The 12,388-nt window shown below is 37.7% G+C and carries 12 protein-coding genes and 1 pseudogene; 3 read left to right on the top strand and 10 right to left on the bottom strand.

Going from position 1 to position 12,388, the window contains the following annotated elements; all coding sequences use genetic code 11:
* Window positions 1-15: 15 nt before the first annotated feature.
* The 7 genes from OE105_RS03655 to OE105_RS03625 form a co-directional block, all read right to left on the bottom strand.
* A complete protein-coding gene (locus OE105_RS03655; RefSeq protein ID WP_275421381.1) occupies window positions 16-1,761 on the bottom strand; it encodes an ABC transporter ATP-binding protein in 1,746 nt (581 codons plus the stop codon).
* A gap of 462 nt (window positions 1,762-2,223) precedes the next feature.
* The gene (locus OE105_RS03650; protein WP_420842567.1) at window positions 2,224-3,348 is read right to left on the bottom strand and encodes an N-acetyldiaminopimelate deacetylase; all 1,125 of its coding nucleotides are present in this window, start codon (window positions 3,346-3,348) and stop codon (window positions 2,224-2,226) included.
* Between the two features lie 102 nt (window positions 3,349-3,450).
* On the bottom strand, window positions 3,451-4,161 hold the full coding sequence (dapD, locus tag OE105_RS03645; RefSeq protein ID WP_275421380.1) for a 2,3,4,5-tetrahydropyridine-2,6-dicarboxylate N-acetyltransferase: 711 nt from the start codon (window positions 4,159-4,161) through the stop codon (window positions 3,451-3,453).
* A gap of 21 nt (window positions 4,162-4,182) precedes the next feature.
* A complete protein-coding gene (locus OE105_RS03640) occupies window positions 4,183-5,076 on the bottom strand; it encodes a transcriptional regulator CcpC (protein ID WP_275421379.1) in 894 nt (297 codons plus the stop codon).
* A 287-nt stretch (window positions 5,077-5,363) separates the two neighbouring features.
* Window positions 5,364-5,819, bottom strand: a complete 456-nt coding sequence (gene cbpB, locus OE105_RS03635) for a cyclic-di-AMP-binding protein CbpB (protein ID WP_275421378.1) — start codon at window positions 5,817-5,819, stop codon at window positions 5,364-5,366.
* A gap of 108 nt (window positions 5,820-5,927) precedes the next feature.
* The gene (locus OE105_RS03630) at window positions 5,928-6,161 is read right to left on the bottom strand and encodes a DUF1797 family protein (protein ID WP_275421377.1); all 234 of its coding nucleotides are present in this window, start codon (window positions 6,159-6,161) and stop codon (window positions 5,928-5,930) included.
* Window positions 6,162-6,492: 331 nt separating this feature from the next.
* Window positions 6,493-6,696 carry a hypothetical protein gene (locus tag OE105_RS03625; protein WP_275421376.1) on the bottom strand — a complete coding sequence of 68 codons (204 nt, stop codon included), beginning with the start codon at window positions 6,694-6,696 and terminating at the stop codon, window positions 6,493-6,495.
* Between the two features lie 232 nt (window positions 6,697-6,928).
* Here OE105_RS03625 and OE105_RS03620 point away from each other — a divergent pair, with 232 nt between their 5' ends.
* Both OE105_RS03620 and OE105_RS03615 read left to right on the top strand, forming a co-directional pair.
* Window positions 6,929-7,780, top strand: a complete 852-nt coding sequence (locus OE105_RS03620; RefSeq protein WP_275421375.1) for a metallophosphoesterase — start codon at window positions 6,929-6,931, stop codon at window positions 7,778-7,780.
* Between the two features lies 1 nt (window position 7,781).
* Window positions 7,782-8,231: a YkyB family protein gene (locus OE105_RS03615; RefSeq protein WP_275421374.1), complete on the top strand. Its 450-nt coding sequence runs from the start codon at window positions 7,782-7,784 to the stop codon at window positions 8,229-8,231.
* Window positions 8,232-8,256: 25 nt separating this feature from the next.
* Here the strand turns inward: OE105_RS03615 and OE105_RS03610 are convergent, their stop codons facing one another.
* A complete protein-coding gene (locus tag OE105_RS03610) occupies window positions 8,257-8,709 on the bottom strand; it encodes a chemotaxis protein CheW (RefSeq protein WP_275421372.1) in 453 nt (150 codons plus the stop codon).
* A gap of 203 nt (window positions 8,710-8,912) precedes the next feature.
* Between OE105_RS03610 and OE105_RS03605 the strand changes: the two genes are divergently transcribed.
* Window positions 8,913-10,070 (top strand): aminotransferase A, encoded by a 1,158-nt coding sequence (locus OE105_RS03605; protein ID WP_275421371.1) that lies wholly within the window; start codon window positions 8,913-8,915, stop codon window positions 10,068-10,070.
* Window positions 10,071-10,152: 82 nt separating this feature from the next.
* Here the strand turns inward: OE105_RS03605 and OE105_RS03600 are convergent.
* Window positions 10,153-11,100 (bottom strand): annotated as a pseudogene (locus tag OE105_RS03600) (aldo/keto reductase family protein).
* 123 nt (window positions 11,101-11,223) lie between these two features.
* Window positions 11,224-12,372 (bottom strand): MFS transporter, encoded by a 1,149-nt coding sequence (locus OE105_RS03595; RefSeq protein ID WP_275421370.1) that lies wholly within the window; start codon window positions 12,370-12,372, stop codon window positions 11,224-11,226.
* Window positions 12,373-12,388: the final 16 nt, after the last annotated feature.

Raw genomic sequence — 12,388 nt, 5'->3', positions numbered from 1 at the left:
CTTTATTCACCCCATTTATGACTTGAGAATCGCTTCCCGATCTTTATATTGGATGTCGTAGATACGGCGGTAAATTCCTTGTTTTTGAATTAATTCCTCATGAACACCTTGCTCGACAATTTCTCCATTTTCCAACACAAAGATTTGATCAGCATGTTTTAAAGACGATATCCGATGGGCAATAATAAATGTCGTTCGATTGGCCATAACTTCCTCCATCGCTTTTTGGATAGCAAATTCCGTTTCCATATCAACGGCACTTGTCGCATCATCGAGAATCAAAATGCTCGGATTCAAACAAATAGCTCGAGCGATGGCTATCCGTTGCTTTTGCCCCCCTGAAAGTCCTAATCCCCTTTCACCGAGTATCGTATCATATCCATCGGGCAACTCCATAATAAAATCATGGGCTTGCGCTCGTTTTGCCGCATCGATTATTTCTTCCATCGTCGCATCCGGTCGACCGTAAGAAATATTCGCTTTAATTGTGGAGGAAAATAAAAAGGTTTCCTGCATAACAAAACCGATTTGGGACCGTAATGTTTTTATGGAATAGTCCTTCACATCGATGCCATCGATCAGTACCCGACCTTTCACCGGTTCGTAAAATCTTGTCAACAATTGGGTAATACTCGTTTTTCCCGAACCAGTCGATCCAATTAATCCGATCGTACTTCCCGCCTTTGCGTGGAAAGTAATATTTTTCAATGCGGCATTTTCATCATTAGGATAAGTGAGTGTAACATTTTGAAACTCCACATCACCAATAATTCGTTTTTCCTTCACAGATGTTTCATTTTCAGTAATTTCTATCGGTTCTTCCAAAATTTCTAACAGACGCTCACCGGATGCTTTTGCTTGAGAAAACATATTGATGATAAATCCTAAAAACATAATCGGTTGAATAATATACCCAACTAAACTATAAAAGGCGACCAACTCCCCGGGCTTTAGATCCCCATAAATAACTAAATATCCTCCGTAGGAAAGTAATAAAATCACACTTAAATTCCCGATAAATTCCATCAAAGGAAAATATTTTGCCCAAAGACCTGCATTATATAAATTTCGATTTCGAAAATCGAAATTAAAATCGTTGAATTGTTCTATTTCAAAATCTTCCCTTGATAAGGATTTTACCGTATTGATTCCACTTATGTTTTCCTGTACTTTCGTGTTTAACCGCCCGAAGGAACGGCGTACTTCGCGAAAAGCCGGATGTACCTTTTTGTCGAATTTATTCACGACAACGATTAAAAAAGGTAAAGCTATAATCGTGACTAATGTCAATGGGATGGAATAGGTAAGCATCACAACAACACTAATTCCAACAAATAAAATGAAACGAACAAACTCTGCAATTCCAAAAGACAAAAAAAATCGAAATCCTTCCACGTCTGCAGTTAATCGGGACATCAAGTCTCCTGTTTTCGCATTATCATAAAAACGGAAGGGTAAATATTGGAGTTTTTCATACAAACTATTTCGCAGTTTATATACAGATTTAATGCCAAATAAATCCCCTGTATATTGCTGAATAAAAGTAGAAACACCTTTGACGAGCATAATGATCATGTATAATACGACCAACATAGGAATTAAATCGTATTTTCCGGAAATAATGACGTCATCAATAATCACTTGCAATATTATCGGGTAGACCAAGGTTGTTGCAATCACAAGAATCATAAAAAAAATGGAAATTAATAAATATTTTTTATAAGGTAAGTAAAATTCCTTTAATTTTTTGAACGTCTTCATCCGGTTCACTCCTCTGATGAAAATATGTATTATTAAATATATCGGGTTTCGAAATATTTTTCCACCCTTTTTATAAAATTTTCCTATAAATTTTTTTCTTCCCATTTATCGGAGTATGAATGAAATGATGAAGAATTCAAAAAAAGTCTCTATGTAGCACGAGCTTTGAGACCCCGCGAAAACGTTGTAACGAGGAGGCTCGGGCCGTGCCACTGGATGCGCGTCCGCCAATGGAACGAATCACTTCAAACCGATTTCGGATGAATGGACAACCTGATCCGATTACATTGTACTGAAAAAAGTCACGAAATTATTCACCAACACGATTTGACAAAGAACCCAAAAAAACTGCCAATTAAAATATTGGCAGTTCTTAATAAGAAATCGAATCATTGTTTTTCATTTAGTCCTGCAACCATCGTCTTTTAACGTACAAATGAAAAGTGTCTCCTCAAGGATGAGTTACTCACTCGATTTTTTTCGAATATAGTTCGTCACAACCTCGATTCCTGTTTCGATACTTCGTTCATCAGGATTTAATTTCCCATGATGGAGTCCGTATTGACTATCCACCCCAAGCCAAAACATAAATCCTGGTATTTCCTTTAAAAAATACCCGAAATCTTCCCCCGTCATCGCTTCTTTACAAACTTGAACATTCACATCATCTAATTTTTCAGTAAAATCGATAAATTCCTTTGTTAACGTTTCATGATTATACACTTGATAATATTGGGCACCATAATCAATTTTCGCTTGGCAACGAAATCCGTACTCGATTCCTTTTACAATCGACTCGATCCTTTCTTTTATTCGCTCCATCGATTCAGGCGAAAGGGTTCGGATTGTTCCCTCTAATCTTGCCCTTTCAGCAATACTGTTTTGTACACTTCCAGCATTGATTTTTCCGATGGAGACGACAGCATGATCGAGGGGATCGATATTTCGAGATACGATCGTATGTAGTTGGGTCACAAGTTGGCTTAAAGCGATCACCATATCATTCGACAGATGGGGATAAGCTGCATGCCCTCCCTTACCGATTAAATCTATAAAAAGCTCGGATGTATTTGCAAAAAGAAGCCCTTCTTTTACTGCAACTGTTCCCACTGGATACTCAGGAGCAATATGTAAAGCGAATATAAGATCCGGACGCCATTTTTGGAATATCGAAGACGATAACATCGGTTTTGCTCCCCCAGGTCCTTCTTCAGCTGGTTGGAAAATAAATACCACGTCATCTGTAACCGGTTCATAAACGATATCATATAAAGCAGCAAGGGCGATCGTCATATGAATATCGTGGCCACAAGCGTGCATTTGGCCAGGATGTAGCGATCGGTAACTGAGTCCCGTTTCTTCTTCGATGGGCAATCCGTCGATATCAGTACGATAGGCGATCGTTTTTTTCGGGGACGTTCCCTTTACTTTTACGAAAATACCCGTTTTCCATCTATTGATTTCTATACGATCACTAGGTAATTGATCGATTTTTTCCAACAAATAGGCCTGGGTCTTCCATTCTTGGAAACCGAGTTCGGGAATTTGATGTAGATCCCTACGTATTTGAAGCCAATTCCAACCCACAATCCCACCCCTTTCGAAGATTAAAAAATTCAAGGTGTCAACTGCTCACTATAGGCGAATCATTGTAAGTATCCTATTGGAAAAACGATATAATTGTCTTCATTATAATTGGCGCAATTCCTTCTTAATTTCTGTCTTTGCCTTCGTATTATCATCGATCTGTTTAATAACTTTCGCGGGGGTTCCCGCAACGACTGTAAAGGGTGGAACATCATCGATTACAACAGCTCCAGCAGCAACAACCGCACCAGCTCCAACGGTTACGCCTTCTAAAATAACGGCATTGGCACCGATTACCACATCATCTTCTACGATGACAGGTTTAGCCGATGGTGGTTCAATAACCCCCGCCAATACCGCACCAGCTCCAATATGGCAATTTTTCCCAACCGTTGCCCTTCCTCCGAGAACTGCATTCATATCGATCATCGTTCCTTCTCCAATAACCGCTCCGATATTAATCACTGCTCCCATCATAATGACCGACCGATCACCGATAGACACTTGATCACGAATAATTGCTCCAGGTTCAATTCGTGCATTTACCTTTTTTACATCCAACATAGGAATTGCAGAATTTCTCCGATCGTTTTCAATAACATAATCGGTAATTTGGTCTTTGTACTGATTTAAAAGCTTTTCAACGACAGTCCATTCTCCAAAAATAATCCCTGTATTTCCGTTGATAAATGTTTGGATTCCCTCGTCAAAGGAAATAGCTTCCAAATCCCCTTTTATATACACTTTTACCGGTGTAACTTTTTTACTATTTTGAATAAAGGCGATGATTTCATTTGCATCCATCATATTCATGAACATTACCCCTTTTCTTTTTTATTTTTCCATTTCTTGATTTTCATTTTGTAAAAATTCCCGAACAATGTCTAAAAACGCTTGTACTTGGCGTAGTTCAAAGGCTGATTGATACCCGAGAAGCCATGTATCCCGACCGAGGGGATTTCCATTTTCATCGATTAAAGGAATCGTTTGAACTTCACCCTGAATCCCATGCAAGGTAATTCCTGGTAAGATGGCATACCCAATTCCATTTAACACCATTTGCTTGCAAGTCTCGATTTGATCGACAACAATTACCCGTTTTGCAGGAGTTTGAAATTGTCGATGCCACCATTCTTGAATTTCCTGAAAATAATTAGAATCACTTTTAAACTGGATAAAGGGGCGATTTGTCTTTAATACATCCTTTAAATCGAACATTTCCTTGCCCACTAAATATAGATGGTCCTTGAATAAATGCATTTTTTTCCCTTTCCAATCCGGTGTCCCACGAATGATGCCAATATGGACTTGATCTTCATACACAGCCTTTAATATTTCACTACTCCAACCGGTAATTAAAGAAATTTGTGCATGGGGATATTTTTTTACAAATCGTTTCAACACTTTCGGTAGCCAATTTTGACCCACAATTGTAGCGCAAGCGATTTTCAAAGTGCCATGAATTTCCGATTCCAACGCATGGATCTTTTCTTTCACTTGTTCTTGTTTCATCAACACTTCATTGGCGAACTGAATGACTAACTCTCCTGCTGGCGTTAACGTCAACCCTTTATGGGAACGGACAAAAAGTTTAGCGCCCCATTCTTTTTCAATCGATTGTAATCGTTGAGACAAAGCCGGTTGAGAAACAAATAGTCGTTCAGCTGCTTTGCGCATATTCTTTTCTTGAGCTAACACGGATAGTAGTTTGTATTCGGAAAGATTCATGATAAACACCTATAAGTTATACTTATCTTTAATTTCGCATACCCATTATATCATCAATCAATTGATGAGAAAATAAAAAACAATGTATGTATAATTTTTTTCTATATGCTTTGAACGTTTTATGGGAATCGCTATTTAGAATGGGACATCCATCTTTGTCAATTGTTTGTTTAGAGGGCGTTAAATTTTCAAAGAACTTCATGAGGAAGATCGTGGGAAAATTTAGGAAGCAACAGAATATATGATGTTTGAGATTTTTAAAAAAACTCCCAAGATTGGGAGCTTACCTAATCAAGAAACTGTATATCCAATCGATGCAGTAGACCGCTTAATTGCTTCAATACAATTCGCCTTGTCAGAATTCCTTCAAAATATCCGTCTTTGTCGACAGCGCAAATAAAGGGATGGTTAATCAGTAATTTCAAACCTTTATTTAAGGAATCATTTACATGCAATTTGGGTATATCCTTTTTCATCACTTGTTCAACCGGTATATTTTCCAATTTTTCAAACTCAATCCGCTCAATTCCTAAAATGGAATCTAAAATGAGCGGACTACTGATTAAACCGTGCAATTTATACTTCGGATCTAATACCGGTATTGCTGTATATCCTGATTTCGTCAATACGAGTAGTGCATGTTCTAAGTTATTTCCAATTTGCACATGGGCGACTCTTTCCGATGGAACTAAAAGATCGCCAATCCGTTTTTCCATTAAAACGTCCTTTTGAAGATCGATCATATTCAAATCTCCCCGATTCGATTTTTCATACATTTTCATTTTAACATAAAATGATTTTCAAATCCTTTATCATTATATGAGACGGGAAGATTTTTCAGTGATTATATTTTATTCGTTTTGTAATAGCTCAAATATTTCAATCGTGGCCATATCGATATTATCAAATTGGAACGTATCTGATTTTCCATCTTTATCGAAAATTTCCAATTCAAACATATCGGTTTTCGGTGAATATAACACTTTACATTTTATTTCACCATTTTGTTCAAAATAACGCTCTTGTTCCATAGCATTTTCTTGCATATTTTTTAATCGGGTTAAAATTCCTTCTAATAACGACATTTTTTTCCTCCTAAATCAAAGAATGGCAAAAATTGCATCGAGTGTCCTGTTTAAATGATGGATTGAATCCTTCCAAAAGCTAGTACACAATATGTAATTAAACAGAAAAAGTACGTTGTTTGTCAAGAATTAAAATTAAAATGATTCCATATCTATATGGAAAACGATTTTTCGTTTTACTGTTACAATTCCACGTTTTTATCTTCCTATGCAAAGGAACGAAAAGATGAATCATTGACATTTTTTCTAGTATTTTCCAATCTATACGAACAAAAAAACTTAGATATCCAAGTTGGACATCTAAGTATAACTAATTTTGATGACGGTCATCTTATTCTTGATTAACCGTTCGTTTATACAATTTACTTAACGCTTTTATAATCGTCCGTTTTTTATTGTATCCTGTACATGAAACGACCTTTTCATTAAGGGACGCATACACCTTCACTCGCCCTTTCGACTGAAGGAAATTGTAAATGTATACTTTAACGATACCTGAACGGTTGGGTAAAATTATCATTTCATATTTTTTCATTCGATCTCCTTCTCCACATCCGTCATATTCAAAAGATAGATCTTTACATAACATTATCATATAAAAATATCTATTCATCGTAAAGAAATTGAAATGGTAAATTTAAGTACTGGATTTGGAAAATCTGCAAAAAAAGTGCAAATGAATTAATATTTTGATAATATAAAGAGAGAATTGAAAAGTATAGGTTAAGGATAACATGAAGAATGAAAAAATTACCAGAAGAAGTTTTTTGAAAAAAGCCGCAACATCCGTAGCTGCTTTACTCATTGGGAGTATTTCTACCCATTTATATATGAAAAATATCGAGCCAAAATGGATTGAAACCGTTAAGATCGATCTTACCCATCCGTTAATACCCAATTCATTTGACCATTTTAAAATTGTTCTATTTAGCGATACACACTTAGGATTTCAATTCGATTTAACACAAATGGAAAGGGTTGTTGAAATTATTTCCAATGAAGACCCGGATTTGATCGTTTTTTCCGGAGATTTAGTGGACAACCTTTTGTCTTTTTTTGAATGGGAACAAACGATTCAAATCCTTCGTCTGCTTTCTGCACCGATGGGAAAGTTCGCTGTTTATGGAAACCACGATCACGGTGGATGGGGTTCAAATAAATATAAACAGATAATGGAATCTTCCGGATTTACGATTTTACAAAACGAAGCGGTATCCATAAAAAACGAAGCAGGAGACCAATTTATTTTGGCTGGAATCGATGATGCGATGCTCGGAAAACCAGATTTTAAGAAAACATTTTCCAATCATCCAGAAAAGACCTTTACAATTCTTATTTCCCATGCTCCTGATTTAGCAGATGAAGCGGCCTCATATCCCGTTCATTATCAATTGAGTGGACATAGTCACGGTGGACAAGTACAGTTTCCTTTTATCGGTCCTGTCATCACACCACCGTATGGACGAAAATATTATGAAGGATTGTATTCGGTCACAAAATCTTTTTCTGTTTATGTGAATAGGGGATTGGGAACAACAAGATTACCGTATCGCTTGTTTGCAAGACCAGAAATTACCACTTTCACATTCAAAAGTGTTAACAATTGGAAGGAGGATTAATGTGCAATCGACACAAGATGACGAGCAAACCTTTCCCGTCGATCTGTTATCCAAAGCCTTATTTATCGTCAATCGACACGCAAAAACCGCACCCGATTCCAAATATTTGTATCAATTAAAACATGCAGCAATTAAAAAAATGTTATCGGAAGGAAAAGCAAAAAAAATTGGTCTCCACTTTTCTCGAAATCCTCGATTTAGCCAACAGCAATTAGATGTACTTATCTCTTGTGGGAATTATTATTTTCATATTCCTCCGACGAAAGATGATATTCAGCAGTTGAAAAATTTAGGAAAACTCGATGACTCGGTCCGTAACCCGAAAACAATCCTTTCTTTAAAGGAAGCGAAGCGCATTTTAGAACGATATACAGGATTAAAAAAACGAGAAAAAACGAAATCCTTCCATAGGCGCTATACAAAGCCGGTATTCAAACGGCTTGGGGAATGAGAGTAACGGAAAGTTCTGCTGCTTTTTATGTACGGATTTCCTCCAATATTTTTTCATAATCCAATATGATAATCATTTGTTTCTCCGTTTTAATCACTGACTTGACGAAGGCTTCTTTACCACCGTACAAATCGTCCGGCTGTTCTTGATTTTTAGACGTAACAATTTGACGAACCCCATCCACATGGAATGTGACCCGTTGTTCACAAAATTCACCGATAATAAACCGCTCTTCTCGTCCCGGGTGATGATGATCTATGGAAAGAGCTTTTGCCAAATTTATAACCGGAAGAACTTCCCCCCGAATTTCCGTAATTCCTTCAATGAAAGGATGGGAGCGGGGTACGGGAGTTATATTCGATGGGCGAATAATTTCCCGAACATTTAAAACGGGAATACCGAAACATTTATCCCCTAACATAAATTCAATAATTTTATCATCCGTGAAGTAATCGATTCGTTCCTCATTCTTTTCCAAAATCCTCATCCTTTCTCCAAATCTTTTCACAAAATATCATTACCGTTATTTTACCAAATATGGACAAAACTGTCACCAGCCCCATATGGTGCTACAGCTGATCCGTCACTGGAACTCCATTTTTCATACCTTCGAATATCAATTTTTCTGTCCCCATTTTTAGCGGTATGATATGATGAAAGAAAAGTCTGCGAGGAAGGAATATGGAACAGTTTTTGAATGATAATGTAAAATCTATTCAAATTTCTGGCATTCGCCAATTTTTTCAAATGATTCAATCGGAAAAGGATCTTATTTCCTTAACGATTGGCCAACCTGATTTTCCAACACCAAAACATATAAAAGAAGCGGCAAAACGAGCAATCGATCAAAATGTAACTGCGTATACGGAAAATGCTGGGATGTTTCCCTTACGAAAGGCGGCGGCTAATTTCCTTTCCCAAAAGTATGGGATTCATTATCAGCCAGAATCGGAAGTCATCGTGACAATTGGAGCAACGCAAGGAATCGATCTTGCCCTACGGACCATTTTACATAGCGGTGATGAAGTGCTACTTCCCGGACCCATCTATCCCGGCTATGAACCGCTCGTCCGATTGGCAGGGGGCGTACCGGTCTATATGGATACAAGACGTACATATTTTAAAGTAACTGCGGAAATGATTGAAAAACATGTTACCGAGCAAACCCGTTGCCTAATCCTTACTTATCCATCCAATCCAACGGGTGTAAGTTATTCAAAAGAAGAATTGAAAAAACTTGCGGAAGTCCTTCGGAGAAAAAACATTTTTGTTCTCGCTGATGAAATATATAGCGAGTTAACGTACGAAGCAAATCATACGTCCATCGCAAACTTTCTTCCTGAACAAACGATCGTAATCAATGGGCTTTCCAAATCCCATTCCATGACCGGTTGGCGAATCGGTTTTGCCTTTGCACGTGAATGGCTCGCTAAAGAAATGTTGAAAGTCCATCAATATAACGTCACCTGTGCCAGTTCCGTTTCCCAAATGGCTGCGTTAGAAGCACTAACCGTGGGAATGGATGATCCCGTCGACATGCGAATGGAATATCGTAAAAGAAGGGATTATGTTTACAAACGATTAGTCAATATGGGATTTGAAACGATCATGCCTGATGGAGCCTTTTATTTCTTTGTAAAAATTCCTGAATCATTCCAAATGTCTTCCCTTGATTATTGCTTGATGCTTGTGAAGAAATATCGGGTTTCTGTCGTTCCAGGAAGTACCTTTTCAAAATATGGAGAAGGATATTTCCGCTTATCTTTCGCCCAATCGATGGAACAGCTGGCGGAAGGGTTAGATCGATTGGAACGCTCGATGAAGTATTCATCCTTTTAAATGAAATGAAAAAGGTACCGTCACACACATCGTGATGGTACCCCTTTTGTTATCTAATATTTCTTCCCTAGACAATAGGCATTTAGCTTAAAATCGACTCGATTCTTTCCATTAGTTCATCATTTAATTCCACATCGACCGCTTTCACATTTTCTTCTACTTGTTCTGGTTTCGTAGCACCGATAATAGCACTGGTTACGTTCGGATTTTTCAATATCCAAGCTAAAGCGAGTTGAGATAAGGTAATACCGAGTTCTTGTGCCACTGCTTTCAATTTTTCTACTTTTAATAAATTTTCTTCCGTCATGAGATTTTTGATTGCCCCACTCGTTTTCGGATGGGCTGCACGGCTATCCTTTGGAATCGATTGTCCCCTTTTATATTTCCCGGTTAAAACCCCTTGGGCTAAAGGAGAAAAGACAATTTGGCCAATCCCATTTTTTCTACTGACGGGAATCACTTCTTTTTCAATATACCGATTGAGCATATTGTATTGAGGTTGATTAACGACAATACGATCTAATAAATAGCGGTCTGCCGTTTGTAACGCTTCTTGAATTTGTTGAGCCGTCCATTCACTAACGCCTACGTACAACACTTTACCTTGTCTTACGAGGTCATCAATCGTCCGTAACGTTTCCTCCACAGGAGTGTTTTCATCATAACGATGGCAGTAATATATGTCTACATAATCTTTTTGTAACCGTTATAAACTCGCATGCAGTTGTTCAAATACATGCTTTCTTGAAAGCCCCCGATCATTCGGACCATCACCCATCGGCCAAAAAACTTTCGTTGCTAAAACATAAGATTCCCTTGGATATTTACTTAACGCTTTTCCGACGATTTTCTCCGCTTCTCCATAGGCGTAGACATTCGCTGTATCGAAGGAATTAATTCCTAATTCATAGGCTCGATCGATGATTTCTTCAGCTTGTTGTGTATCGGTCGTGTTACCGTATGTAAGCCAACTACCAAGACTAATTTCGCTTACTTTCAAACCGGTTCTTCCTAACTTTCGATACTTCATTTCCTCGCCTCCTAATGATTCCATTATTAACCATATTGTATAATGAAAATAAAAATTGAGAAAGGAAAATGTATGTCCATAGCCTGATTAGCGTATACCATTTTGAATGATCAAAAAATCCACTTATTCAGAAGCTTGGAGAACCCGCTTTTTTCTGGATAAATACATCACAAAGCTTAACAACGAACCGGCAAGGGCAAATAAAGAGCCCACTTGATACGTAAACGGTGCTCCCAACTCTTTCATCATGTATCCTCCGATTAGACTACCGAATATACCACCTAATCCGCTTTGGACTGCGAAGAAAATCGTCTGTCCTGTGGCCAACATTTCCCGGGGAACTAATACTGCAACATATTGAAGGGATGCGACGAGAAACACCGCAAATGTTATACTATGCAATGCTTGTAAAGAAATAATCGTCCAAACGTGATCGGTCATACCGTATAAAAACCAACGGATAAAATAAATGCCTCCTGCGAACGCCATCAATTGAAGATGGTGAAATTTTTTCAAAAATAGAGCCATGATGAAAATAAATGGTGCTTCACTTGCCGCTGCAATCGTCCAAGCAGCTCCGATTTCTCCCTCCGTTGCTCCTAATTTCGACAAATACAATCCTAATATGCTATCGTTCATACGATGTGGAAAAGTAATGAGAAATACTGCAAATAAAAAAAATACGTATTCTTTATTTTTTAACGTTTGGACAACGAGTGATGTTGAAATCGATGCCATCTTTGTCGATCGATCCATTAACCTCGTGGAAATAAGGAAAGTTAGGATGATAAAAGTTCCCAAAATAAACCCGATATTTTCGATACCAATCCATTCGATTACGATACCGGTCACAAGGGAAGAAGTAGCGAAACCGATCGACCCCCACATTCTAACTGCTCCATAGTTTTTCCCCCGCTCAATGGTATAAGCTGTCGCTAAGCTATCTACTAACGGCTGAACAGGAGAAAAAAAGAAAAAGAACAAAGCCATCGCAAAAAAAAGGTAAGAAAATGAATCGGCGAAAAAGATGAATGAACTAGTCAATAATGAAAATACAAGTAATAATAAAACAATTCGTTTAATCGTCTGTTTTTTATCGGCAATTAGTCCCCAAATCGGCTGACTGAATACGGATATAAATGTACCGACTGCAAGTAGCCAACCGATTTCAGCAGGATTTAACCCTTTGTATTGAAAATAGATTGGAAAAAATGCCACGACTACAGACATGGCAAAATATGAAATTAAATTAAATAATGAAAGTGATAACATAGCTGTCCCTTTCTAT

It is taken from the genome of Fervidibacillus halotolerans (assembly GCF_026547205.1).
In the GTDB taxonomy this organism is placed as follows: domain Bacteria; phylum Bacillota; class Bacilli; order Bacillales; family Caldibacillaceae; genus Fervidibacillus; species Fervidibacillus halotolerans.
The sequence above is the reverse complement of the archived record's forward strand: the minus strand, read 5'-3'. Positions and strand labels throughout refer to the sequence as shown.

Coding starts and splice junctions, on each gene's coding strand:
- OE105_RS03655 (WP_275421381.1), bottom strand. CDS start 1,761: ATGAAGACGTTCAAAAAATTAAAGGAATTTTACTTACCTTATAAAAAA.
- dapD (WP_275421380.1), bottom strand. CDS start 4,161: ATGAATATGATGGATGCAAATGAAATCATCGCCTTTATTCAAAATAGT.
- OE105_RS03640 (WP_275421379.1), bottom strand. CDS start 5,076: ATGAATCTTTCCGAATACAAACTACTATCCGTGTTAGCTCAAGAAAAG.
- cbpB (WP_275421378.1), bottom strand. CDS start 5,819: ATGATCGATCTTCAAAAGGACGTTTTAATGGAAAAACGGATTGGCGAT.
- OE105_RS03630 (WP_275421377.1), bottom strand. CDS start 6,161: ATGTCGTTATTAGAAGGAATTTTAACCCGATTAAAAAATATGCAAGAA.
- OE105_RS03625 (WP_275421376.1), bottom strand. CDS start 6,696: ATGAAAAAATATGAAATGATAATTTTACCCAACCGTTCAGGTATCGTT.
- OE105_RS03605 (WP_275421371.1), top strand. CDS start 8,913: ATGGAACAGTTTTTGAATGATAATGTAAAATCTATTCAAATTTCTGGC.
- OE105_RS03595 (WP_275421370.1), bottom strand. CDS start 12,372: ATGTTATCACTTTCATTATTTAATTTAATTTCATATTTTGCCATGTCT.